Raw genomic sequence first — 24,015 nt, 5'->3', positions numbered from 1 at the left:
AACGGCTACGGGTTCGGGAACGGGGTCGCAGGGTCAGGGCACGAACGTGGCCGAGACCTCGGCCCAGCGCCCGGTCAGGGTGGTGGCCGCGCCGGAGTCGACGGCCTCGGCAGCCCGCTCCAGCCGACCCCCGATCCACTCGGTGAAGGGGAGACCGGCCACCCGTGGGTCCCATACGGCGGCCTGCGCGGCGCGGTTGCCGTGCTTGACGGCGCGCGCCCCGGCCGCGGCGGCCACGTCTGCGGCCATGGTGGAGATGTTGACCGTACGGGCACGGTCGCCGCCGGTGCCGACCACGTCGACCGTGGGGCCGCACGTCCAGGGGGCACGGCGTGGGCGCGCATCGCGTCCACGAAGCCGCGCACTTCGGCGGCCTCCCTTGCCGCGCAACGCGACGAGCAGCGAAGCCAGTTGCTCGGAGGTTGCCCCGCCGGTCATCACCTGTTCCCTGGCCCAGGAGGTTTCGGCCACCGGCAGGTCCCGCCCGTCCGGCAGGGAATGGAGCAGGTCCGGCCAGGTCGTCGTCAGTTCGCGGGCTGTCACAAGAACACAGTCTGCGAATACGGGTAACAGCACACCAGACCAGTTGAACGGCTCGGAACCGGACCAATCGCAATCCACCTGTAAGTTCGCGGCTGACGCAACACACGCTTGAGCAGGGGGATTCCATGACGTGGCACGTCGTATTAGAGGTCCGTCGTGACGGACCCGAGCCACTGGGCGCCCAGATCGCGGACCAGCTGCGCCGCCAGGTGGAACAGGGCCGGCTGGCGCCCCATTCCCGGCTGCCGTCCAGCCGTCAACTCGCCCAGGACCTCCAGGTGTCCCGGAGCGTGGTGGTGGAGGCGTACGAGAAGCTCACCGGGGAGGGGCTGCTGGAGTCGGTGCGCGGGTCGGGGACGCGGGTGGCGGCCCATGCCGACAACCGGATCAGGAAGCCGGTGGTGCTGGTGGACCGGGCGGTGCCCCCGGCCCGGTTCAACCTGCTGCCGGGTACGCCGAACGCGGCGACCTTCCCGCACCGCGAGTGGACGAGTTCCTACCAGCGGGCGGTGGAGTCGGCCCGCTATCAGGGGCTCGGCTATCCGCCGCTGCTCGGTGTCGACCAGCTGCGCACGGAACTGATCTCCTACCTCGGCCGGGTGCGCGGTGTGCTGGGGCACCCCGACAACACCATGGTGACGGGCGGGTTCGCCCACGGTCTGGGGCTGATCTGCGCGGCCCTGGTCGAACTGGGCGTGGACCGGCTGGCGGTCGAGGACCCTAGCCACGACCGGCAGCGCCAGTTCATCGAGGAGAACGGCATCCGGACGGTGGCGGTGCCGGTGGGGGCGGAGGGCCTGGAGATCGAACCGCTCTATGCCAGCGGGGTGCGGGCCGTGCTGGTCACGCCCTCGCACCAGTTCCCCCTGGGCATCCCCATGTCCCAGCAGCGCAAGCAGGAGCTGGTGCGCTGGGCACAGGACACCGGCGGCTGGATCATCGAGGACGACTACGACGGCGGGCTGTGGCTGGACCACCGAGGCCGCCACCTCGCCATGCAGCCCGTGAGCCCCGAGCGGGTCATCTACGCCGGTACGGCGAGCAAGCTCCTCGCGCCCGGTCTGCGGCTGGGGTGGCTGGTGCTGCCGCCCGAGCTGACGCGGCTGATGGAGATGGTCCGGGTCAGGCGGGACCTGGGCGGCGACGGACTGATGCAGCTGGCGTTCGCGGACTTCCTGCGCAGCGGCCTGCTCGACGGTCACCTGCGCAGGATGCGGACGCGCTACCGGGCGCAGCACGGGACCCTGATGCAGGCCGTGGAGCAGTACCTGCCGGCCGCGACGCTGGTGGGTCCGGTCGCCGGGCTGCACGTGTTCGCGACGCTGCCGGAGAGCGCGGACGAGGAGCGGCTGGTGGCCCGGGCGCTGCGGCAGTCCGTCCTGGTCAAGGGCAGCCGGGTGTTCTACGACCGGCCGGGCACCGCCCTGCCCGGTCTGGTCCTCGGGTACACGGCCTTGGGGCGGTCGAGCATCTCGGAGGCGATCCGGCGCATCGGGGAGGCGTACGAGGAGTGATCCCGCACGATACGCCTCCCCGGCCGAACGGTGTTTCCCTTCCGGTCAGTTGAAGGGGGACAGCGCGGAGCGGGCCCGGATCCAGGGGTCGAGCACGGCCGTCCCCACCGTGCGGTGCTGCGGCAGCAGCGTGCGGTCGGCGTCGAACAGCCGGTCCTGGTAGAAGCCGCGCAGGTACGGGGCGCCGGAGGTGCCGCCCGAGCCCGTGGCCTCCGGTGAGAGGTAGCGCAACGCCACCCCGTAGTGGACCTTCCGCCAGGCGAAGAGTTCCTGGTCGAGGCGGTAGGCCGCGTCCAGTACCCGCTGTCCGGACTCCTCGTCGGGCACCCAGCGCAGCAGGTCCCGCAACGGCTCGAAGTCCGGGTTCTGGTGCATCAGTACGTAGGAGTTCTCGGTAGCCTCGCCGAGTGCCTCGACCTTCTCGGGGTGTACTCCGAGCAGGTGGATGTGGAGCAGCTGGGTGGGAAAGGCCTGAACGGCGCTGGCGTCGCCGGTGGCCTCCCGGAAGCCGTGGAAGTGCTCGACGGGCATGGTCCTGCGCATCACGAGCAGCGCCTCGGTCTGCGCGGCGGCCATGGTCGCGGCGCGTTCCAGGCACTCGGTGGCGTACTCCCACTGCCCGGCACGCAGCCATTCGGCGGCGGACATCACCCGGGCGAGCACGCCCCAGGTGGTGGCCTCGACGAGGTGGATCACCCGTATGAAGGTGACCTCGTCGTGCTGGGTGGTTTGCGGGAGGACGGCCAGGTGCTCCAGGATGTCGGCGCGGCCGTGCGGGAGCAGATAGTCCTGCCAGTGGCGGGGCGGTTCGGCGGAGGCGGGCCGCAGCGCGGGAGCGCGCCCGGCGGTCAGCGAGACCAGCGAGCCGAGCCGTGCAATGCGCTCCGCGAGCTGCGCGGCGCTGGGCAGGGCGTCCTGGGCCCACTTCTCGGTGCCCTCGACGGTGCGCTGTTCGTACGCCCGCCAGCCTGCGGCGGTGGCGCGGATCGCCTGCCAGCAGGCCCGCTCGACGGCGCCGTCGGGGGCGTGGGCGCGGGTGCCGAGGACGTGGTTGAGGAAACGGACGTTGCCGTAGGGCTGGTAGCGCTTGCCGCGCCGGTCCAGGGGGCCGCCGCCGCGGGCGGCGACCTCCTGGGGGCTCTCGCCGCCGGGGAGGGCCAGTTTCCATTCCGCCTGGAAGACGAGCTCGGCGAAGCGGAGCACGGCCCGCTCCTGGCGGGTGAGCCGGTCGCGGTCCAGGGCCAGAAGTACGACGATGTCCTCGTAGGCCTCGGCCATCCAGGCGCGCAGTTCGGGGTCGAGGTGGTCGCGGCCCTCGGCGCGGGCGTGGCGGACGTAGTCGGCCAGGTCGAAATCGAGTACGGCGCGTAAGGTCGTCGTAGTGGTGGCGGTGGTCGTGGTGCGCATCTCGGTTCCCCCCGGATCGCTGGTGACGCTTCAAACGGTGTGGCCGGTGGTGCGCCCGGTCATGTGTCGGCGAGGGCCGCCGAGAAGGGCAGGGCGTCCCCGCCGCCCGGCAGGTGGTCCAGCGCGTCGAAGACCTCCAGCCGGCTCTCGGCCTCGGCCGCAAGGGCCCGCGCCGAGTCGGCGAAGTGGTCCTCCAGCGCGGCCCGGCCCGGGGCCGCGGGCCCCTGCGGCCCCCCGGCCGTGACCATGCTTCCCGGCACCCGGGTCACCAGGGGTAGCGCCAGGGCGCCCTCGCCGAGCCGGCTGTTGACGTACGCGGCCGCGGAACGTGCCGCGTCCATGTCCCGCTGCGGGTAGAGGCCGACCACGTCGGTCGCTCCGAGCAGCACCAGCTCCGCCGCCCGGAGCGGGTCGAACTCCGCGTCCAGGGGCAGCGCGTCGATGTGCCGTGCCAGTAAGGACAGCGTGGGGACGTCCGCGGGCCGGTAGAAGTGGATGGCCTGCAGGGTGCACCCGGCGGCCGTGAACTCGGAGACGGTGGCGCTCTGCCGGGCGGCGTCGCCCGGTACGCGCACGTAGACCCCGCCGACGTACTGGCGCTGCCAGCGGGCCGCGGCCCGCTGGAGGCCGGCCGGTCCGGCGCCGTCCGGGCCGGCGGATATGAGGATGCGGCGCTGGTGGCGGCTGGGCAGCGGGTCCTGGGAGAGCCGCTCGCACTCGGCCACGCTGAAACCAGTCACAGGAGTACCGCCAGTACCTCGGGCTCGGAGCCGGCCGCCGTGAGGAGTTCGCGCAGCACGCCCACCCCCGCGTCGAACGCCTCGACGGGCAGCCCGGGGGCGTCGTACACCGTGAAGACCAGGTGCCGGGAGTTCTTGGTGACGCTGGTGCGGCGGTCGGGGCCTTGGAGCACCGAGGCCACGATCGCCGTCGCGTCCCGTACCACGGGCTCGTCGCGGACACAGGTGACGGTGGAGCGGAACCCGGTGAAGGACTCGCCCTCGCGCGCCCAGTCGAAGCGCAGTTCGCCGTCGATGGCGTCTGCGTCCTGGGCGCCCATCAGTACGCCGGTGGTCAGCTCCGCGTACAGCAGCGTGTCGATAGTCGGCATGATCGAGGGCAGGCCCTTGCTCCGGGCCGCGGCGATCTGGCCGGGCAGCGGACAGGTGTGGCCCTGGGCCTCGAACCACCGGGCGTAGACCCGCGCTACCTCGGCCGCGCGCGCGAACACGATCTCGACGTCGGGCCGTCGCGCCAGTTGCCGACGCCGCTCGTCGAGCAGCGCGCCGAGGGCCGCGGGGTCGACCGCTGCCGCGACGGCGCAGAAGCGGGTCGTTTCAGCCGATCCGGACGGCCTACGGCCTGCGCTCAGTGCTGGGGCTTTCAAAAGGTTCTCCCGATTCACTTGCCGCGCGTACTTCGCGTGATCATTCCAACAGCCTGACGGAGCCCACCCAAGGCCACTCCGGGCACCGTGGTCCGTACCAGTCTTGGTATGTGGACGTATCCGACCACCGGTTCAGTGCGTGCGTACCCGCACGACACGTTCGTTGCGGTCGTCCCACGGCAGGACGGACTCTCCGCTGACGTCCTCGCGGCGCCGCAACAGCAGGATCATGTCGAGGATCCGAGGCACCATCCGCTCCCGCCTCCAGTCCCTCGGTGTCCGTCAGGGCCGGCTCCCGGGAGGTGGACCGATGGCGGCGATCCAGCTGCTGCTCGGCACCTTCACCCTGAATCACTGCTAAATCATCTCATTTAGCGTTCGTGGGTGGACTGTTGGTCATGGTGGGGGGTGCTGTTCCAACGGGTGGTGCCGGAGACGCCGTCGCGGCCTCAGGGCGGTGCGCGGCGCCGGCACGGCGACCGTGAAGTACTAGCCGCGATCGTGTTCGTGGCCACGTCGGGTGGTACCTGGCAGCAGTTGCCCACGGCGTCGTTCGGCCCCTCGGGGGCGACAGCCCACCGACGGTTCACCGAGTGGAGCGAGGTCCGGGTCCGGGTCAAGCTCCACCGCCCGGTCCTCGACGAACTCGGCGCCCGCGGCGAGCTCGACTGGTCCCGCTGCGCGATCGACTCGGTGAGCATGCGGGCCGTGAAAAGGGGGATCTGACAGGTCCGAATCCTGTCGATCGGGGGAGCCCCTCGTCCGCGGCATACCGCCCATCCGCTCACGCCGCGGACGCCGACGACGCAAGCCCGGCAAGCTCCACGCGGACAGCGGCTACGACTACGCCCACCTGCGACGATGGGCACGCGGACGCGGCATCAAACACCGCATCGCCCGCAGAGGCATCGAGTCCTCACAACGGCTCGGCCGCCACAGATGGGTCGGCACTCCCCACCACGGAACGGCGCGCCCTCTACTTCACCTGAACTCCGAGGCATCGCCGCCCGCACCGGAGTCCTGCACAGCTGACAGGTCACAATGAGTCCCTGAGGGACGCGATGCCGTGACGCTCGGCATCGTCCGTAAGGTCACTCCATGCCTGCTGACGAACGCGTCACCCGGTCCACGTTTCCCGGTCGCATTCAGCCGATATCAGCTCCTCAGCCGCCCCGGGTGCCGGGGACGGCCGTGCCGCGCGGCTGACCACCGCCTTCCCGCCGGGCCTGCCGCCGGTGCGTCCTGCGGGGCCACCGGCCCGCCGGCGGGTGCCGCCGGGTGCGACCCCGGCGGTACGGCGGCCGGCCGCTACCCCCGGCCGCCCGCCTCGACCAGGCCCGTCTCGTACGCGGCGATGACGGCCTGGGCGCGGTCGCGCACGCCGAGCTTGCCGAAGACGCTGGTGATGTGGTTCTTCACGGTCGACACGCTGATGTCCATGGACCGGGCGATCGCGGCGTTGTCGAGGCCCGAGGCCATCAGCCGCCACACCTCCAGCTCGCGCGGCGTGAGCTCGCCCCATCGCGCGGCCGGCGGGCGCGGGCGCTGTGGGGCCCGTACGTACGTGGAGATCAGCCGGGTCAGCAGCCGTGGCGCGACGGCGGCCTCCCCGGTGTGCACCACCCGCACCGCGGCCACCAGCTCCTCCGGTGAGATGTCCTTGGGCAGGAACCCGTAGGCGCCCGCCCGCAGCGCGGCCACCACGTACTCGTCCATGTCGAAGGTGCTCAGCGCCAGCACCCGGCACCCGGGCAACTCGCACGCCAGCCGCCCGGTCGCGGCGACCCCGTCCAGCACCGGCATCCGGATGTCCATCACGACGACGTCGGGTTGCAGCCGGTGCGCGAGGTCCACCGCCTGCGCCCCATCGCCGGCTTCGCCTACCACCTCGAAGGCCGGGTCGGGCCCGAGGATGAGCGCCAGACCGCGACGCACCAGCGGCTGGTCGTCAGCGATCAGCACCCTGATGGGCCGGCCGCCCACCGGTTCGCCGGCAGGCCCCTCCGCCGGTTCTTCCGCCGGTCCGGCGGTCGCGTCCTGCTGCGTGCGGCTCATCGCAGCGCCGCCTCGTCGGCCTTGAGCGGCAGCGAGGCCGACACCCGGAAACCACCGCCGTCCAGCGGGCCGGTCACGAGCGTCCCGCCGTGCAGTGCGACCCGCTCCCGCATCCCGATCAAGCCGTACCCCGGGCCCGCGCCCGAACGCGCCGCGGCCCCGGCCCCGCCGGGCCCGGCTCCGGACCCGTGAGCCCCGGAACCGGCTCCTGATGCGCTTCCGGCCCCGGCCCCGGCGAGACTGCCACCCTCGCCCCCACCGTCGTCCGACACGTCCACGGCCACCGCGTCGGGCCCGTACGCCAGCCGTACGGTCGCCCGCGCTCCACCCGCGTACTTGCGCGCGTTGGTCAACGCCTCCTGCACGATGCGGAACACGGTCAGGCCCACGCTCGGCGGCAGCGGGCGTTCCTCACCCCGCACGTCGAGCGCGGTGGGCAGGCCGGCCCGGCACGACTCGTCGACGATCCGGCCCAGGTCCCCGACCCCTGGCTGCGGGGCGGTCGGCGCCTCCTCCGTCTCGTCCCCGGCACGCAGTACGTCCAGCAGCTGCCGCATCTCGCGCAAGGCCATTCGTCCCGATCCCTCCAGCGTGACCAGGGCCTCCCTGACCACCTCCGGGTCGCGCGCGAGGTTGGCCCGGGCGCCTCCGGCCATCAGCTGCATGGTGGTGATGTGGTGCGCCACGATGTCGTGCAACTCCCTCGCGATGCGGCGCCGTTCCTCGGCCACCGCGCGGTCCGCGAGCAACTGGCGGTTGGCCTCGATGTCCCGCTGCCATCGGCTGACCACGGTCGCGGTGACGACCACGATCGCCCCGGCGGCGCCGTTGCCCACCACGTCGACGATCCTCGGCGGCCACGACGTCTGCGCGGCCAGCGGTGCCGCGACGGACATGAGCGTCGACAGAGCCGACACGACCGGTCCGCAGGACCGTACGACCGTGTAGAGGGCCACCACGACCGTGGTGTTGAAATGCTGGCCCACCGGCATGTTCAGATTCAGCACCAGGCCGAGGACCAAGACGGCCGCGAGCGCCGGGACCGGCATGCGGCGGCGCACCAGCAGCGGCAGCGCGGACACCACCAGGAGCACACACCCCGCCGCGGGAACCGTCCCCTGCTCGTCATGGATGGTGAGCGTGAAACCGATCAGGTCCACCACCGCCGCCCCGACCGCGACCAGCGCGTCGTTGCGCGTCCACGGCAGCGCGTCGCCGCGTGGTGGCGCTCCGGTCGTGCCGGAGCCCACTGCAGTCCCCGATGCCGTCGGAGCCGGCGGACCCCCTGGATCCTCCAGGGACTTCAGGGCCTCCGGGGCCCTGGAAGCCCCGGAAACAGGGCTCGTCGTCGGCATGGTCGTCCTCCCCCCGGCCGCTGCCGCCGGTGCGGCACGACCGTAGTCTCACGAGCCATTCTGACACCGGAGCCGGCTCCTGGCCCGGGTCCCCGGACCGATCCCGGACCAGGACCAGGGTCCTGGCCGGCGGCCGCACCCCGCCCGTGCTCCCAGCCGCCTTCTCGTCCCATCTCCGGACGATCCGGGCCGTCCGCGCTGATGAGCTGGACACCGGCCGGGAGGACCCGGCCGCCCACCCACTGCCGGAGGACGATGTGATCCGCGCCCTGACCGGGTTCTCCACCCGCAATCCCTGGAAGGTCATCGCCCTGTGGGCGGTACTGGGCATCTTCCTTTCTGTGCTCGGCCAGGCGCTGATCTTCCGCGTCACCCAGACGCAGAGCGGCGACTTCCTGCCCGCCGAGTACGAATCCGCCACCGCCCTGGAAATCGCCGAGGACCGCTTCGGGGTGAAGCCCGACGCCAACGCCGTGACCGTGCTCGTCGCCCGCGCCGACGGCGAGCCGCTCACGGACGCCGACCATCTGCGGATCGGCGCCCTCGCCGGACAACTGGGCAGCCGGCACGTGGCGATGCCCGAACCCGAGGAGGGTGAGGAGCTCCCGGACTTCCTGACCCAGGACTACTCCCAGACTCCGAAGGTCAGCCCCGCCATGACTGCGCCCGGCGGCGGCTTCGAGCTGCTCTCCGTCCAGCTCACCGGCAACTCGACGGACCCCCGGCTGCACGACCTCTACCGCGCCTTCCGCGACCAGGCGAAGGACGTGTTCGCCGAGGCCGGGATGCGCACCGGCTTCACCGGCGGCCTGGCCGACCTCGTGGACACCGCCGAAGCCGAGAAGACCACCCAGCTGATCGTCGGACTGCTGATGACGGGCCTGATCGTACTGATCAACGTCCTGGTGTTCCGCAGCGCGCTCGCCGCCTTCGTCCCGCTGTTCGCGGTCGCCATCATCGGCGGCGCGGCCGCGGGTGTGGTCGTAGGCGCCGCCATGCTCACCGGCACCGCGCTCGACACCTCCACCCCCAGCATGATCGGCGTCGTGCTGATCGGCATCGGCGTCGATTACTTCCTCTTCCTCCTCTTCCGTTTCCGCGAGGAGCTGCGAACCCGCCCCGACGTACCTGCGCGCACCGTATCGGCCGAGGTCAGCGCGCGGGTCGGCACCGCGATCACCTCCGCCGCACTCACCATCGTCGCCGCTTTCGCCACCCTCGGCGTCGCGACCTTCGGGCAGTTCCGGGTGCTTGGTCCCGCCATCGCGGTCTCGGTGCTCGTCATGCTGCTCGCCAGCCTCACCGTGATGCCCGCGCTGCTCGCGGTCGCCGGCCGGAAGATGTTCTGGCCCTCCCGCCACCTCAGCCGCGAGCCACGCCCCGGCACGGCCGCCCGTCTCGGCAGCCTGGTCGCCCGCCGCCCGCTCACGCTCGTCCTGGCCTCCGTCGCCCTGCTCGGCGCACTGGCGGGCGGGCTGGCCGGACTGCGGATGGACTTCGGCCAGAGCGCGGGGTCCCACGACACCCCGGCCGCCACCACCTCCGCCGAGATCTCCCGCGCGCTGCCCGCCGGGGTGTCCGACCCGGCCACCGTCTACGTCACGGCCCGGGACGGCGGCGCCCTCACCGCCGAGGCCGTGGGCACGCTGCCCGCGGCCCTCGCTGAGGTCGAAGGCGTCGGCCAGGTCGGCGGGGTCACCCTCAACGAGGAGGCCGACGCCGCCCGCATCGACCTCTATCTCACCGTGGACAGCCAGTCCCAGCAGGCCCGCGACCTCGTCTCCGGCCCCCTGCGCGAGACCGTCGCCGCCCACACGCCCCCGGGACTGCAAGCCCATGTCGGCGGTACGGCGGCGATCTTCGCGGACATCTCCACTGCCGTGGGCCACGACCTCAGGATCGTGTTCCCGGTCGCCGCCGTGCTGATCACCCTCATCCTGCTCGTGCTGCTGCGCAGTCTGGTCGCGCCGGTCATCCTCATGGTCGCCGTCGGCCTCGGCTTCGCCGCCACGCTCGGCGCCTCCGCGCTCTTCTTCCAGCACCTGCTCGACCAGCCGGGCGTCAACTTCGTCCTGCCACTGGTGCTGTTCCTCTTCGTCGTGGCCCTCGGCACCGACTACAACATCCTGATCAGCGACCGCATCCGAGAGGAGATGGAGCGCCCCGGGCCGGCCCGCGCCGCCGTCGCCCGCGCCGTGCGGCACACCGCCCCCGCCATCGCCACGGCGGGGGTGGTCCTCGCCGCCTCCTTTGGCAGCCTCGCCGTCAACTCGGCGCCTTCCACCCAGCAGATCGGCTTCGCGACGGGGCTCGGCATCATGCTCTCCGCGTTCGTCCTCTCCATAGTGCTGGTGCCGGCGCTCGCCGCGCTCCTGGGCCGTAGCACCTGGTGGCCCGTCCGCCCCGGCCGTGCCCCAGGCCGCCGGCGCAGCGAGCCGCCGGCCGACGCCCGGCATAACGGGGACCGCGTATCCGTCCACTGAACGCGCCGCGCGCCGGCCCTGCTCCAGGAGCCGGTGCGCGAGGACGCGGGGGGCCGGCCCGGTAGACCGCCGACGACGCCGTCCGCAGAACGGGCCCCGCGACCCGCGCCCGGCCGTCCCGGTGGACGGCCCCGCCGCCGGTGCCTCACATGTTGATCATATGTCCGGCCAGGCCGTGCACGGCCTCCTTGACGGCTTCGCTCAGGGTGGGGTGGGCGTGGACGTTGCGGGCGACCTCGTGCACGGTGAGGTCCCACTGCTGGGCCAGGGTCAGCTCGGGCAGCAGCTCGGTGACATCGGGGCCGATGAGGTGGCCGCCGAGCAGTTCGCCGTACCTGGCGTCGCTGATCAGTTTGACGAAACCGGTGGTGTCGCCGAGACCGTGCGACTTGCCGTTGGCGGTGAAGGGGAACTTGGCGACCCTGACGTCGTGCCCGAGGTCGCGGGCCTGGGCCTCGGTGTAGCCGAAGCTGGCGATCTGGGGTTGGCAGAAGGTGGCGCGCGGAATCATTGCGTAGTCGAGTTCCATGGTTTCCGCGCCGGCGAGGGTCTCGGCGGCGATGATTCCCATGGACTCGGCCGCGTGCGCGAGCATAAGCTTGGCGGTGACGTCGCCGATGGCGTAGATGTGCGGGACGGAGGTGCGGCAGCGACCGTCCACGTCGACGGCGCCGCGCTCGGTGACCGTCACGCCGGTGTTCTCCAGGCCGTAGCCCGTGACGTTCGGGGCGAAGCCGATGGCCTGGAGGACCTTGTCGGCCTCCAGGACCTGCTGGGAGCCGTCCTTGCCGGTGACCGTGATCCGGACCTGCGGGCCGGACTCGTCGATGGACTCGACACGGGTCGAGGTGAGCACGTCGATGCCCAGTCGCCGATACTGCTTGGCCAGTTCGGCGGAGACCTCGGCGTCCTCCAGCGGCGCCATCCGGTCCAAGAACTCGACGATGGTGACTTTCACGCCGTAGTTGTGCAGGACGTAGGCGAACTCGATGCCGATCGCGCCGGCCCCCGCGATGACGATGGACTGCGGCAGCTCCTCGGCGAGGATCTGCTCCTCGTACGTCACCACCCGGGCGCTGCGCTTGGTGCCGGGCAACAGCCGGGGCGTGGCGCCGGTGGCGATGATGCAGTGCTCGAAACCGATGGTGCGGGTCTCCCCGTCGTAACCGGTCACCTGGAGCGTGTGCGGGTCGAGGAAGGTTCCGCGGCCGTCATACTCAACGATCTTGTTCTTCTTCATCAGGAAGTGGACTCCCTTGACGCGGCCGTCGGCGACCTTACGGCTGCGACGGTAGGCCTCGCCGTAGTCAAAGGAGACCTGTCCGTCGACCTTGATCCCGAACGTCTTCGCCTCACGGGTGAAGATGTGCGCGAGTTCGGCGTTGCGCAGGAGGGCCTTGGTCGGGATGCAGCCCACGTTCAGACAGACGCCGCCCCAGTACTTCTCCTCCACGACGGCGACGCGTTTTCCCAGCTGGGCGGCGCGCACTGCGGCGACATAGCCGCCGGGGCCGGCGCCAAGTACGACGACATCGAAACGCTCGTCCTGCTCCACCATGGGGCGTTCCTCTTCCTCGGCTGCGTTACTCATTCCGTGGTGGATTGTTCCGCTCCGTCGCGCCCGCCGCCACAGAGATCATCGTGGTGTGTCAAGACCTCCATGGGAGGGGACCCGTCGGCTGCGCATGGGTTCTAGATGTGTTGTCCCGGGACGTCGGTGACACGCGTGCCGGGTTCTTGAAACGGGTGACGGCCTCCGGGTTCGGTGTGTCCCAGGCGTTGAATACGCGATCCCACCAATAGAGGTGGGGACGCTCTCGCCGTCCGCTCGGCGCCGCGGACCCGGGCGGACGGCAACCCGAACGGCGGTTTATCCCTATATCTCACCGTTCTAGCCTGTCGGAAAGAGGAGCGGAGGCACTCCGCGCCGACGGACTGGGATCGGGAGGCTCCATGCGCGGCCGGACGACTCGTCCCTGGAACAGGCCGGGGGACGCGCTCCTCGCACTCGTTCTCGTCTGCGCCGCGGCAACCCCGCTGACCGGCTGCACCTCCGGCGACGACCCCGATTCGTCCCCGGACACGAACGTGACCGCCCCGACAGCGGAGGACGGGCAGGAGAGGGAGAAGCGGGAGAGGGAGAAGCGGGAGAGGGAGAAGAACGACGGCAGCTTCAACCGCGCGGGCCGGCTCTCCGACAGTTTCTCGGGCCACTGGCCGCAGAGTTACAAGAAGACGGTCACGAATCCGTCCTCCGAGCCCTACGTGGGTACGCTCGAAGTCCTGGACTGCACACCGGGCGAGAAGAGCCGGCCCGCCATTCCGCCCAGCCAGACCGTGAACGTGCCCCCCGGGGGTGAGGCCGCGCCGGAGTTCAAGTTCTCGAAGGAGGGCGGAAACTCGAAGCCAATCCGCCAGGTCTGCGCGACGCTCCGGAGCAAGGCCGGGGTCTCCGACGAGGTCAGCGAGCCAATCTCCGCGGATCTCGTGACGCCCGGCGAGACGACCGGCGAAACCACTGGCGAAACGACCGGCGAAACCACTGGCGAAACGACGGGCGAGACTACCGGCGAGACGACGGGCGAGACCACCGGCGAGACGACGGGCGAGACCACCGGCGAGACGACGGGCGAGACCACCGGGGAGACGACTGGGGAAACCACGGGCGAGACCACCGGCGAAACGACCGGGGCAACCACGGGAGAAACCACCGACGGGGGCACGTCAACCGGCCGGTCCAACGACAGCGGCTGAGCCCGCCCGAGCGAAGGGGGCCTTATGTCCGAAGCGGACTCCGATAACGGGGCGCCCGCCTGGGGCAATTGGGTCGTCACCATCGCCACACTGGTCGCCCCTACCACGTTCATCGGCGCCCTGCTGCTCTACTTCGGCTTCGCCTACACCGACGCCCTCTACGCGCACTTCGGCGTCGACGCCGCGACTCTCGGCTTTTCCACCCAGGAGTACGCGCTGCGCAGTGCCGGGGCCCTCTACGTCCCCGCGGGCGCGACGCTCACCGTCGCACTGGTTGGCGTGCTGGTCTACTACGCGGCGCGCAAGCTGGGAAACCGGGGCGCGCCCCTGCCGCCGGGGAGCCGACTGGCGCCGTATGTGGTCATGGCCTGCGGCCTGGTCATGTTCGTCTTGGGTGTGCTCGGCGGTTTCGCCGTGTGGCGTGCCGGAGCGATGGACACCCCGCTGCTGATCGGCGGCGGACTGGTGCTTCTCGTCTTCGGCAGGGCACTGTCCTTCAAGTTCACCGGCGCCAACTACCCGGTCGCACGCGAGCGGCTGGCGCTCGCCCTCGTCGCCGCGCTGGTCGGCCTATCCTGCTTCTGGGCGGCGCACGCGTACGCCAAGAAGCACGGCGCCGACGACGCTCGGTACCTGGCGCGGCACCTGTGGCTGCGTCCCGCGGTGACCGTCGACACGACGGAGCGCCTGTACTTCCCCCCTCGGCAGGTACGCGAGACGGCCCTGCCGGTCACCGGCCCCCCGCAGCGGTTCCGGTACCGATACGAGGGTCTGCGGCTCCTCGCGGAGGTCAACGGCCGCATGTTCCTCATCCCCGAGGACTGGGCGAAGACGGGCGGCGGCGTCCTCGTCGTGCCGGCAGACCCCGCGGTGCGCGTCGCCTTCCACTCGCGCTGAGGCGTCCGCAGCGGCCCCGTCGACCTGGACCAGTCGGGCGGACTGCACCGGATGGGCACCGGTCCGGGCACCCGCGCCGCGTCCAGGACCGCGTCGAAGACGCTGAAGTCGTTGCTGACGTTGCCAGGAGTGACGACGACGGCCAGGGGCAGGCCCCGGTCGGCGCAAGCGGGATGGACCTTGGTGGTCAGCCCGCCGCGGGACCGCCCCCTCGCGTCGCTGGACGGGCGTGTGGTCGTAGTCGTCGTCCCCGATCCGAACGGTGACGGAGTCCAGGCGCCCGAGAGAGTCCGGGCCGGCGAGGTGCACGAGGAGCTTGGCCGCCTCGTCGCCCTCCTTGCTGAGCGTGAACTCGAACTGCGGCGTTACTGAGGTTGTAGGCGTGGTGTCGTGAGTGTGAGGCCGGTCGGGGACGGTAAGAAGAACGGTGTAGCTCCGATCATGGAGGGTTGCACCTGTGACCAGCGAGAACATAGCCATAGCGTCTGAGGCTGAAGCCTCGCCGGCGGCTGTCGATGACCGGATTCCGAGCGAGCTCGCGGTTCGCCGCCCGGTGGCCGTTTGAGTCCGGTGGTGACCCAGGAGCCGGCACCCGTGTAGGCACGGTCGGCGAACAGGGGCCCACCCCGGCGCGGTTCGCATCCTGTCGGGGTCGGGGTCGGGGTCGGGGGACGAGCGGCGAGGCCCCCACCTGTCTGGGTAAGGGGTCTCGTCCAGTAGCAGCGCGGGCGGAGCTGCTGCCCTTCGCGGGCTCAACGGCTTTTGTACATCGCGACCGTGAAGCTGACCTTCTTACCGTTGTGGTAGTCGGTGCTGTCCCACACCGAGATGTGAGACCTGTCCTGCATCCGCAGGTGCAGCACCTCATCGGCGTTGCTCCAGTTGTATCCGACGAACTGGAAGTTCGGCTCGGGACTGTCTCCCATTCTCCGGTTTCCCCAGCTGCAGATATGCGACGAGTCGTTCTTGCAGACGGACCAGGCCCTGGCGTACAGGTGGCAGTCCTCTGCCTGCCATATGTCGATACGCTTCAGCCTCGCGTCGGACGAGCGCCACGTTCCGTTGTACCGGTTGGCGGAGCACAAGGCGGCTGCTTCTTTCGTCGAGGTGACGGTGAGCACCACCGAGAGGGAAAGCGTCAGGGCGGCTGTCAAGAGCACGGCCATGATCTGGCGTAGTGGGATGCGGACAGAAGAGACCTGTGTCATCGTGAACCTCCGATAGCGGGTCGCAGCGCGGGGCATCCCGTCGTCACACGACGCGTCGTCCCCCTACTTCGGCTGAACGCCACCCATTTGGGCCCGGGTCATTTAGCCCTTTACCCCCTGCCCATTCCAGAGCAGCACTCCGTAATTCTGATCGCAAGTCGGCAGGGGATTTTACATTTCGCGCAGGATTCAATGATGAATGCGATGCAAAGTAGATCGGTCAATGAGCTTCTTCAGTCTTGGCGCTTCAGGGTGAGGATGGCTTTGGCGATTGACGTCATGCGGTTCGGACTGCATCGAGACCTGCGGAAGATCCGCCAGAATTTCATGCGGGCGACGCCGCGTCCGACTGGTGCCCGTGCCGCGGCCAGGGCTCGGTTGACGGACTTCTCGGTGGGCGTGAGTTCCTGCACGGGCCTGCGGTTGATGCCCGTGGTCAGCCAGGGGCCGCCGCCCTGGTAGGCGAGACCGGCCAGGATGGGAACTTCCTGGCGCTCGCAGATGCGGATGATCCGGTGGGTGCGGGCGGCAGTCAGGTCGTGGGCGCGGCCCGGCAGCGCGGGTGAGAGCCACAGCAGCCGGCCATCCGGATCGGTGACCACCTGTACGTTCACTCCGTGCCGGCGGTGCTTGTGGGAGTAGTCCGCGCGTGAGTCGCCGACCCGGTCGCACTCGGCGAGGGCCCCGTCCAGCAGGACGAAGTCGGGGTCAGCCTCGCGCAGGGCCTTCAGTAGACCTGGCGCACGTTGGGCGAGCAGCTCGGTGCCTGCGCTGGTGTAGGCGGGGGCGGTGGACTCGCTACCCTCACAGCCGTCACCCTCGTGTTCAACGGCTCACGCTTCGACGGTGACCTGACCGGGCACAGCTTGCTGGAGGCCGGAGGCGCCGCCGGGCTGCTGCACGCCTGGCAGCTCCCGCCCGTTGAAGATCTCCTGCTCTGACTCGGTCGCGCGTGACGCGTCAGCTCTCCGGCCGCGATCTGCTGCGCTCGGTGCGCGATGACCTGACGGACTTCCGGGCCCGCATCGAGCCGGCGAAGCTTCGGGTCTGTCAATCGAACGGGGCTGTCTCACATTCGGTGGTGACGGAGGGTGATGTATCCGAGGAGCGTCGGCTTTCTCTGGCCGAGGCTTCAGAAGCTGGGCGAAAGTCCGGACGGCGGTAGCCAGGTGGGTCATCGCGGAGCAGGCGGCGGTCAGCCGGGCCAAGAGGTGGTGATGCTCGGCCCTGAGGTTGTCGGGCCTGGTCAGGAGCATCCGCGCGAGCCTGCGTGCTGAGATATGGCTGCGGTCGGCGTCCGCGCGTCCTTGGTTGATCTACTTGTGCAGGAGGTTGAGGCAGCCGGTGAAGCCGAGGGCCTTGATCTCTTCGAAGAGGTGCTGGACGGGGACGCCGGGGTCCTCGGCACGGCGTTTGCGCAGGTGCTCGCGGTGAGGGTCAACGAGGCCGGACCGGTATATGGGGACGCGGAGCATCCGCTCGGGCCGGTCGGCTCGGGCATGGCGTTTGACGATATTCAGGGCCAGTTGCAGACGACGGCCACATCGCAGGAGGCCCACGCCTTGGCCGAACAGGTCGTGGACCTGGTGCCAGCGGTCCAGGGTGGTCTGTGCGCGGGGCCCGTCATACGGGGGCGTCCAGCACGGTGGCCCAGCAGTTGCCGTGTGCCTTCGCCTCGCTCAGTGAGTGGGGAACCGGCGCGTCAGCAGCTGCGGCGCACAGGTTTGGCGACAGGCTCACATACAGCCGGGCTGCTGCGGCCCGGTACCGGTGCAGCTGGTCCCGGGCAGCGGGGAGCAGGCTCAGATGCGAGCGATGAGCGCGTAGCGTTCGTCGGTGACCGGGCCGCCCCACAGGTCGGGGTCGTTGCTGAGGTCCTCAACTCGTAGGTCAGCGACGAGCGGGCGTACGGCGGCGGTGAGGTCTTCGGCGGTGATGCCGCCGTTCCAGGGCAGGGTTTCGGCGCCGGCGACGTAGGGGACGCCGCTCTGTCCGGCTTCGCGCCAGCGTCCTTCGACCAGGATCAGCAGGCCGCCGGGGCGGAGCCGAGCGGTCCACTCGCGAAGGGCGACCTTGGGGTCCGGCAGGGTCCATACCAGGTGCCGGGCGAGCAGGACGTCGAACAGTTCGTCACCGGTGGGCGGGTCGGCAGCGTCGCCAACCAGGAAGCGGCCCTTCAGCCGGGCTGCCCGCAGCTTCATCTGCGCCTGCTCGACCATCTTCGGTGCGAGGTCGACGCCGGTGACCTGGTGGCCGACTTCGGCGGTGAGTTTGGACAGGGAGCCGGTGCCGCACCCCACGTCCAGCACGCTCGCGGGGAGGGTCGGCAGCCAGGAGGTCAGTCGGGAGGCCCAAGCGTCACGGGTGTGCTCTGCGGTCAGTCCGTGGTCGGGTTCTTCGTCGAAGACGTCGGCGGCGGCGTCCCAGTAGGCCCTGATGGCAGCGGAGTTCGTCATCCGGTGATCCTCTCAGTGACCACTGACAGCGATATGAGCCCTGCGCGCAGGGTGTGCCGTGTGGTGGGCGAGGGTGGCGTGGGGGTCGCCTTCTCCCGGTTGTGGTCGGCGTGGACGGTGGCGGCGGCCACCCGGGGCGTGGCAGCGACACGCCGTGTGATCACCGGTTGCCAACTGACCTGCGTCACTCTTGCCAACTACGGGGCGTCACAGCTCTCTGCCCAGGGGGCTCTACTGCCGTCCTTGCCAACCAGTCTGCGTCGTCACACGAACCCGGTGAGCCCGGGACGGGAATGTGGTGCTGGTCACGGATGGATTGGCCTGGTCTAGGTGTTTCTGGGGCGTAGTAGACGCTCGTCGGGCGGAGCGGTCAGACAGCGGGCAAGGGGGTCTTCCTCACGGTGGCCACTGGTTCGTGCGCAGCGGCGCGCGACCTGGTCCAGCTCACCGACCCGGCCGCCGGCCGGAGAACCGAGGATCCGATGCCCGCTCTCCTCCCGCCCGCACAGCCTGACCCGGAGCCGCGCCCGACCTGGTCAAGGGGGGTGGCCGCTCTTCGGGCGGCGCGGAATCCAGTGCCGCGGCAGTGCCGTGAACGATTCCAGCGTGCCCATCACCGCAGCTCACACCGCCCGTAGGGGGCCTCCCGGCACGCTGACACCTCTCTCCCTATCCCCTGAGAGGGCGTTTGAAGTAGATGTATTGCCGCTTATGCCCTAGTAGATTCCTCGCCGGGTTGGTGCGGTCTCGTCCGTTATGCGCTTGCCGAGGTTGTCGATGGAGGCGACGTGGATCATGGCTTCGGAGCTGTGGTGAGGGTCTCGTAGTCGTGGGCCAGACGGCGGTGCATCATGATCCATCCAATGCTCCGCTCTACCACCCAGCGTCTTTCACGACGTGGAAGCCGCGTTTTTCCGGGTTGCGGTTGACGACTTCGACGTCGATTCCGAGGGTGGCGCCGTGTTCGATGACGGCGTTCTTGGATCCGGTGTCGACCCGGCTTTTCGCAAGGGGTGGGTAGACCGCTTTCGCCTGGTCGAGAAGACGTATTCTTATGGCGTTCTCGGAGAGGCTGGCGCCGGCGACGGTCACGGCGAGGATGAGGCCGATCGTGTCGGTGAGGATGCCGCGCTTCCGGCCCACGATCTTCTTCGCGGCGTCGGTTCCCTGGCTGCTCAGGGGCACGTTGGTGGAGGTCTTGATGCTCTGGGTGTCGATAACCGAGGCGGTCGGCTCGGGTGTGCGGCCCTCCTTGGCGCGGGCCAGTCCGATGAGGTCGTAGTTGAGCCGGGTGAAGATTCCTTCGTCTCGCCAGGCCGCGTAGCAGAAATAGACCGTGCCGTGACCCGGAAATTCATGCGGGAGATACTTCCAGGGGATCCCCGTGCGGTTGACGTAGACGATCGCGTTGAATGCGTCGCGGAGTTCGACTTTGGGTGGCTGTCCGGTGGGCCTGCGGTCGAGTCGGGCCTTCCGCCAGGCCGTTAACGTCGGCTCGATCAAGGCCCATCGGGCGTCGGACAGGTCGCTGGGGTACGGCTTGCGCTCGCTCACGGCACAGCGTGCGCATGGCCGCGCCCGGAGGATGTGGTTCTGCGGGCTGTCGGGCGATTCTGGGGCGTCTTCAAGCTGGACGGACTTCGAGACACGGAAGCGAACGAGACGGGCAGGTGGGTTCGTGATCCGGGTGGGGATGTACGCCTCCCATTCGCCGGCGCAGGCGTGCTCCGGATGCGGTATCCCGCCGACCCGGGAGAATAGGAGGTACCGGAAGCCTGAGCGGCGAGTGCGGTCGACGGAGCCTGACGCCAACGCGCGGGCGTGAGACGGCTGGGGCGATTCGGCCCGGGGGCTCGGGGTGCCGGTCAGACCGATGATCTCTCGGAAGGATCCGAGATGTCCGTTCTGTTCTTCGATATCGGGGCGACGCTCGCCGACGTGACATTCGAGGACGACGGCTCGTTGAGCTTCCGCCCCCGTCCGCGTGTCATCGAAGTACTGGATTCCTTTGTGTCGGTGCGCAAGGGCATCATTTCCAACCCCGGCGCCGGCGATGGCGCGCGGGCCCGTGCCGAGGCAGCGCTCGACGCGGCCTTCGAGGGCAGGTTCCCCGACGCCGGGCTCAGGCACTGGGGGGCGAAGTCCAGCCGCGGGATCTTCGACGACGCGGTGGGGAGTGCCGGCGAGGCGGCGGACGACTGCGTTTTCGTGGGTGAGGACCCCGAGGAGCGGGCCGTGGCGCGCACAGCGGGCCTGCGTACGGCGGCCCATCCGGTCTTCGCGAGGGCCGCGGTCGAGGGCCGCACCGCCTTCTGGACGAGGGTCGGTCTGCCGGACGGCCGCGGCCTTGCCGAGCTCGGCGCGGTCGCGAACACCTCCGAGGTCGTCCCCGTGCACGTCGCCTCCGACCGGCTCGTTCTCGCCATGGCGACCGGGCGGGGCATGAGCTCGCTGGAACAGGCCGGGTTCACCACCGATGTCAGGGGTCCGGTGGAGGAGACGGTGGCCTTTCTGCTGCGGGACGACCGCCCGGTGGCCGCCCCGGCGGCGTTCGCGGCAGGTCCCGCCGAGGACCGGGCCGCGGTGGTGGCCGGCATGCGTGCCTCTGCCGCGTTCACCTTCGTGGCGGGTGAGCTCGCCCGCTCGGGAGCGGCCGTCGTGTCGCTCGGTCCGGCTCCCGGCGGTGTCTACCTGGCGGCGGCCGCCGACGCCCCGGTCGAAGGAGTCCATGTCCCCGGTGCCCAGCCCGGGCACACCGAACGGCTGCTGCCCGACCCTGCCCTGCTGTCCCGCCCGGGCGAGGCGCAGGCCGCGGGGTTCGTCGCCGGGTTCGACCCCGCGATGCCGTCCGCGCAGACCGTCGAGGCGGTGCGCGCGGCCGTCACCTCGGCGGTGATGCGCGCGTACGTCTCCCGTGTCTCGGGCGCGGAACCGCTCGTCGAGGGAGCCCCGCTGAAGGTGCGCAGCCGCGACGCGGCGAGCGGGGACAATCCGCTCGTGGTTGACGCGCTGGCCCGACGGCTGCGCGAGCTTGGCTTGACGGTCCGGCTGGGCAGCTTCACCTGGCGGGGCCACCGGATCGCGAACGTCGAGGCCGAGCACCGCGTCGAGAAGTCGGCCGGGGCCGTCCTGATCACGGCCCATCTGGATTCGACCGCCGAACAGGGCGAGTTCGTCGCCGCCGACGGCTTGCCACGCCGCTACGATCCTGCGGTCGATCCGGCGCCCGGTGCCGACGACGACGGGAGCGGTGTCGCGGCGGTCCTGGCTTCGGCCGAATGCCTGGCCGCGATCGTCGCAGCGGGCCGGACCCCGACACACACGGTGCGCTTCGTCCTGTTCAATGCGGAGGAACAGGGGCTCGTCGGCAGCAAGGTGTACGCGCGCGCGGCAGCCTCGGCCGGGGACGTCATCGGGGGCGTCCTCCAGATGGACATGATCGCGGGCCGCCAGAACGGCGTACGCACGATGGAGATCCACGCGGGCTCGGTGGTGCCGGGGCCGGCCGGGGACGCTTCGGACGTACTCGGCGACTGCGTGGAACGCGCCACCTCGGTGGTGTCGTCCGGCCTCACGCTCGACCGGCTCAGCGGAGTCGACGACCCCGCCGCGGGCCGGAGCGACCACGCGAGCTTCCACGAGCGCGGCTGGGCGGCCGTAGCAGTGTGCGAGAACTTCTTCGACGGGAGCGGGCCCGCGACCGGTACGCGGCAGTACCACAAGCCGGGCGACACCCTCGACGACCCGGACCACGACACGGAGTACGCGACGGACATCGCCCGGGGCGTCACGGTGGCCGCTCTCACGCTTGCAGGCCTTTGAGAACTCAATGGTAGGAAGCAGGTGGTGAGCATGACCACGCTGATTGACAAGCGGGACATGACCTACGACCGTTTCGAAGGGGTCGCCGGGTCCGACGATTTCCTTGCCGACATCGAACGGGTGGCGGACGAGGCCAACCGTTCCCTCATCGCCGATCCCAACAAGGTGAACCGGTTTACAGGGCACTTGGGTGAACTGAGGGCCGACGGTGCCCCGGCCTTCGGAAGCCGGCGCTCGGCCGCACCGGAGGACACACCCGACAGCTTCTACATCAACCAGGCCAAGGAATACGTCGATTCCGTCTCCGAGGCGATCGGGTTCGCGGCCGACGAGCCGGCGGAGTTCCAGGCCGACCCTTCGGTGACTGCAACCAGTGCGGGCATGCGCGTCGTGAGCCTTCAGCAGATGCTCAACGGCATCGAGGTGTGGGGCATGTCGCCGAAGGTGTGGCTGCTGGAGGACGGCACGGTCGATCGGGTCGTCGGCGACACGGTGAGCGTCTCGGCCGACCTCCCGGTGACGCCCGTGGTCTCCCCGGAGACGGCCTTGGCCGTGGCGGCGGCGAAGGCCGCCGAGGCGGTCATTCTCGAAGGGCCCTTCGGGGCGGACGAACTCCCGGCCCTCGACATATCCCAGGGCTTCCGGTGCCTGTCGGCTCAATCCGGGAACAACCAGCCACTGACCTTTTCCAACGGTCCGTTCGAGGAAGCCATTCCGGCCCGGCTCGTGTACCTCTACATGGGCAGGGATGCCCGGCTCGCCTGGTTCTTCACCTTCTCGCGGAAGAACCTGGTCGTCCAGTACCACGCCTTCGTCGAAGCCGCCGGGCAGCAGGTCGACGCAGAGGCTCCGGAAATCCTCTACTTCTACGACGCGACCAACCACGTGGTCGCCGGCACCGTCTTCAAACACAACCCGAACGAGGGAGCCCTCGCCGAGGTCACCTTCCCGCCGCCGCTGACCGACTATCCGACGCTGGTGCCCGCCGGACTGCCTGCGGGCTTCCCGGACGCCTGGACCAACCCGACCAACGGGAGGATGGCGACCGAAGGCAACAACGTGCGCGCCTTCGGTGGGAACGATCTGCCGTTCGAGGTCCAGGTAGGTCTGGGCGGCAACACTGTCTTCGACCCGTTGGCGAACAGTCCCGAGCACCTGGTCACCAGCATCTTCTACTTCTGCAACTACATGCACGACTTCTTCATGATGCTCGGCTTCACGGAGGAGTTCGGCAACTTCCAGAAGGTGAACGTCACGGGCCGCGGCAAGGGTGCGGACCCGGTCAACGCCTTCGCGCGTCCGGGCGAGATAGACGGCACGGCGACCATGGCCACCCGGGCCGACGGCCTGGCCGCCGAGATGAACATGGGCCTGGTCGAGGGGACGAACCGGCACACAGCGCTCGACGCGGACGTCGTCTACCACGAGTTCTGCCACGGGGTGAGCAACCGCCTCGTCGGCGGCCTGGCCGACGCGAACGGTCTGCGGGAACAGCAGTCGCGGTCGATGGGTGAGGGCTGGGGCGACTTCTTCGCGCTCAGCATCATCAACTTCTCGCGCGCCCAGGAGCGTACGGTCCTCGGCAACTGGGTGGTCGACGACCCTCGCGGCATCCGGAACCGGCCCTACGACAGCCAGTACCCCGGCACGTTCGCGCACATCGGCCTGCGCAGGGGCCAGGTCCCCGGCAACCCCGACCTGAACTACCGGGAGGTCCACAACGTCGGCGAGATCTGGTGCGCCGCGCTCATGGAGTTGATCCGCAAGACCTCTACCGCGCTCGGCAGTAAGGAACGGGGGTACCGGGTGACCTGGCAGGTCGTTGTCGACGGCATGAAGCTCACCCCGCGCAACCCGTCGTTCCTCGCCGCCCGCGACGCGATCCTGCGTGCCCTGAGGGCGATGGAGGGCGGGGCGCTGACAAGCGCCGAGTACGCGGCCGTCCGCACCGGGGCCTGGGAGGCCTTCGCACGGTTCGCCATGGGCTTCGACGCCGTGAGCGCCAACGCGTCCTACGACGGCTGCCGGGGCGGCGTGGCCATGCCCCCGCCCGGATCCCAGGACTAGCAACGGATCAGCAACGGCCCCGTCCGTCCCTCGCGCCGGCGCGAGGGACGGACGGGACCGTTCGATC

General features: G+C 70.2%; 16 protein-coding genes and 6 pseudogenes. 8 read left to right on the top strand and 14 right to left on the bottom strand.

All coding sequences use genetic code 11. The annotated features are described in order from the left end of the window. Positions 1-33: 33 nt before the first annotated feature. Positions 34-543 carry a hypothetical protein gene (locus ACFWW8_RS19095; protein ID WP_386530131.1) on the bottom strand — a complete coding sequence of 170 codons (510 nt, stop codon included), beginning with the start codon at positions 541-543 and terminating at the stop codon, positions 34-36. 125 nt (positions 544-668) lie between these two features. Here ACFWW8_RS19095 and ACFWW8_RS19090 point away from each other — a divergent pair, with 125 nt between their 5' ends. Continuing rightward, positions 669-2,057, top strand: a complete 1,389-nt coding sequence (locus tag ACFWW8_RS19090) for a PLP-dependent aminotransferase family protein (protein WP_386530130.1) — start codon at positions 669-671, stop codon at positions 2,055-2,057. Between the two features lie 45 nt (positions 2,058-2,102). Here ACFWW8_RS19090 and ACFWW8_RS19085 read toward each other — a convergent pair whose 3' ends face one another. From ACFWW8_RS19085 to ACFWW8_RS19075, 3 genes are read right to left on the bottom strand one after another with little or no spacing between them, the layout of a single operon-like run. Beyond that, positions 2,103-3,464 (bottom strand): hypothetical protein, encoded by a 1,362-nt coding sequence (locus ACFWW8_RS19085; RefSeq protein WP_386530129.1) that lies wholly within the window; start codon positions 3,462-3,464, stop codon positions 2,103-2,105. A 59-nt stretch (positions 3,465-3,523) separates the two neighbouring features. After that, complete coding sequence (locus ACFWW8_RS19080; protein ID WP_386530128.1) at positions 3,524-4,204, bottom strand: hypothetical protein; 681 nt, start codon at positions 4,202-4,204, stop codon at positions 3,524-3,526. Continuing rightward, positions 4,201-4,851: a phenylalanine--tRNA ligase beta subunit-related protein gene (locus ACFWW8_RS19075; RefSeq protein ID WP_386530127.1), complete on the bottom strand. Its 651-nt coding sequence runs from the start codon at positions 4,849-4,851 to the stop codon at positions 4,201-4,203. Before ACFWW8_RS19075 ends, ACFWW8_RS19080 begins: the two co-directional genes overlap by 4 nt. 384 nt (positions 4,852-5,235) lie before the next feature. On the opposite strand from ACFWW8_RS19075, the pseudogene ACFWW8_RS19070 reads away from it, so the two are divergent. Beyond that, positions 5,236-5,797: pseudogene (locus ACFWW8_RS19070) on the top strand (transposase); the annotation flags it as partial. A 362-nt stretch (positions 5,798-6,159) separates the two neighbouring features. On the opposite strand, the gene ACFWW8_RS19065 reads toward ACFWW8_RS19070, so the two are convergent. Both ACFWW8_RS19065 and ACFWW8_RS19060 read right to left on the bottom strand, forming a co-directional pair. Next, positions 6,160-6,906: a response regulator gene (locus ACFWW8_RS19065; protein WP_386530126.1), complete on the bottom strand. Its 747-nt coding sequence runs from the start codon at positions 6,904-6,906 to the stop codon at positions 6,160-6,162. Beyond that, positions 6,903-8,156, bottom strand: a complete 1,254-nt coding sequence (locus ACFWW8_RS19060; RefSeq protein WP_386530125.1) for a sensor histidine kinase — start codon at positions 8,154-8,156, stop codon at positions 6,903-6,905. The genes ACFWW8_RS19065 and ACFWW8_RS19060 overlap by 4 nt, the downstream gene beginning before the upstream one ends. A 251-nt stretch (positions 8,157-8,407) precedes the next feature. Between ACFWW8_RS19060 and ACFWW8_RS19055 the strand changes: the two genes are divergently transcribed. Next, entirely contained in the window at positions 8,408-10,744 is a 2,337-nt protein-coding gene (locus ACFWW8_RS19055) for an MMPL family transporter (RefSeq protein WP_386530124.1), read from the top strand. Positions 10,745-10,889: 145 nt separating this feature from the next. Here the strand turns inward: ACFWW8_RS19055 and lpdA are convergent, their stop codons facing one another. Then, positions 10,890-12,302: a dihydrolipoyl dehydrogenase gene (gene lpdA / locus ACFWW8_RS19050; protein ID WP_386530226.1), complete on the bottom strand. Its 1,413-nt coding sequence runs from the start codon at positions 12,300-12,302 to the stop codon at positions 10,890-10,892. Between the two features lie 395 nt (positions 12,303-12,697). Here lpdA and ACFWW8_RS19045 point away from each other — a divergent pair, with 395 nt between their 5' ends. Both ACFWW8_RS19045 and ACFWW8_RS19040 read left to right on the top strand, forming a co-directional pair. Further along, entirely contained in the window at positions 12,698-13,498 is an 801-nt protein-coding gene (locus tag ACFWW8_RS19045) for a hypothetical protein (RefSeq protein WP_386530123.1), read from the top strand. 24 nt (positions 13,499-13,522) lie between these two features. Then, a complete protein-coding gene (locus tag ACFWW8_RS19040; protein WP_386530122.1) occupies positions 13,523-14,395 on the top strand; it encodes a hypothetical protein in 873 nt (290 codons plus the stop codon). Positions 14,396-14,460: 65 nt separating this feature from the next. On the opposite strand, the pseudogene ACFWW8_RS19035 reads toward ACFWW8_RS19040, so the two are convergent. Next, a pseudogene (locus ACFWW8_RS19035) lies at positions 14,461-14,619 on the bottom strand (IS5/IS1182 family transposase); the annotation flags it as partial. Here ACFWW8_RS19035 and ACFWW8_RS19030 point away from each other — a divergent pair. Beyond that, positions 14,579-14,767, top strand: a complete 189-nt coding sequence (locus tag ACFWW8_RS19030; protein WP_386530121.1) for a hypothetical protein — start codon at positions 14,579-14,581, stop codon at positions 14,765-14,767. The pseudogene ACFWW8_RS19035 and the gene ACFWW8_RS19030 overlap by 41 nt on opposite strands. Before the next feature lie 170 nt (positions 14,768-14,937). On the opposite strand, the pseudogene ACFWW8_RS19025 reads toward ACFWW8_RS19030, so the two are convergent. The 6 genes and pseudogenes from ACFWW8_RS19025 to ACFWW8_RS19000 form a co-directional block, all read right to left on the bottom strand. Beyond that, positions 14,938-15,027: pseudogene (locus tag ACFWW8_RS19025) on the bottom strand (IS5/IS1182 family transposase); the annotation flags it as partial. 120 nt (positions 15,028-15,147) lie between these two features. Beyond that, a complete protein-coding gene (locus ACFWW8_RS19020; RefSeq protein ID WP_386530120.1) occupies positions 15,148-15,603 on the bottom strand; it encodes a hypothetical protein in 456 nt (151 codons plus the stop codon). A 233-nt stretch (positions 15,604-15,836) separates the two neighbouring features. Beyond that, a pseudogene (locus ACFWW8_RS19015) lies at positions 15,837-16,403 on the bottom strand (transposase family protein); the annotation flags it as partial. Positions 16,404-16,709: 306 nt separating this feature from the next. Further along, positions 16,710-17,328, bottom strand: a pseudogene (locus ACFWW8_RS19010) (ISL3 family transposase); the annotation flags it as partial. 77 nt (positions 17,329-17,405) lie between these two features. Further along, a complete protein-coding gene (locus ACFWW8_RS19005) occupies positions 17,406-18,059 on the bottom strand; it encodes a class I SAM-dependent methyltransferase (RefSeq protein WP_386530119.1) in 654 nt (217 codons plus the stop codon). Positions 18,060-18,775: 716 nt separating this feature from the next. Then, positions 18,776-19,613: pseudogene (locus ACFWW8_RS19000) on the bottom strand (IS5 family transposase). A gap of 342 nt (positions 19,614-19,955) precedes the next feature. Between ACFWW8_RS19000 and ACFWW8_RS18995 the strand changes: the two are divergent. After that, positions 19,956-21,881 carry a M28 family metallopeptidase gene (locus tag ACFWW8_RS18995; protein ID WP_386530118.1) on the top strand — a complete coding sequence of 642 codons (1,926 nt, stop codon included), beginning with the start codon at positions 19,956-19,958 and terminating at the stop codon, positions 21,879-21,881. Positions 21,882-21,911: 30 nt separating this feature from the next. Next, positions 21,912-23,948: a M36 family metallopeptidase gene (locus ACFWW8_RS18990; RefSeq protein ID WP_386530117.1), complete on the top strand. Its 2,037-nt coding sequence runs from the start codon at positions 21,912-21,914 to the stop codon at positions 23,946-23,948. The last annotated feature ends 67 nt before the right edge of the window (positions 23,949-24,015 follow it).

The organism is Streptomyces sp. NPDC058701 (assembly GCF_042715295.1).
Taxonomy (GTDB): domain Bacteria; phylum Actinomycetota; class Actinomycetes; order Streptomycetales; family Streptomycetaceae; genus Streptomyces.
Note: the sequence above shows the minus strand (reverse complement) of the source record. Positions and strands in the feature narration are given on the sequence as shown.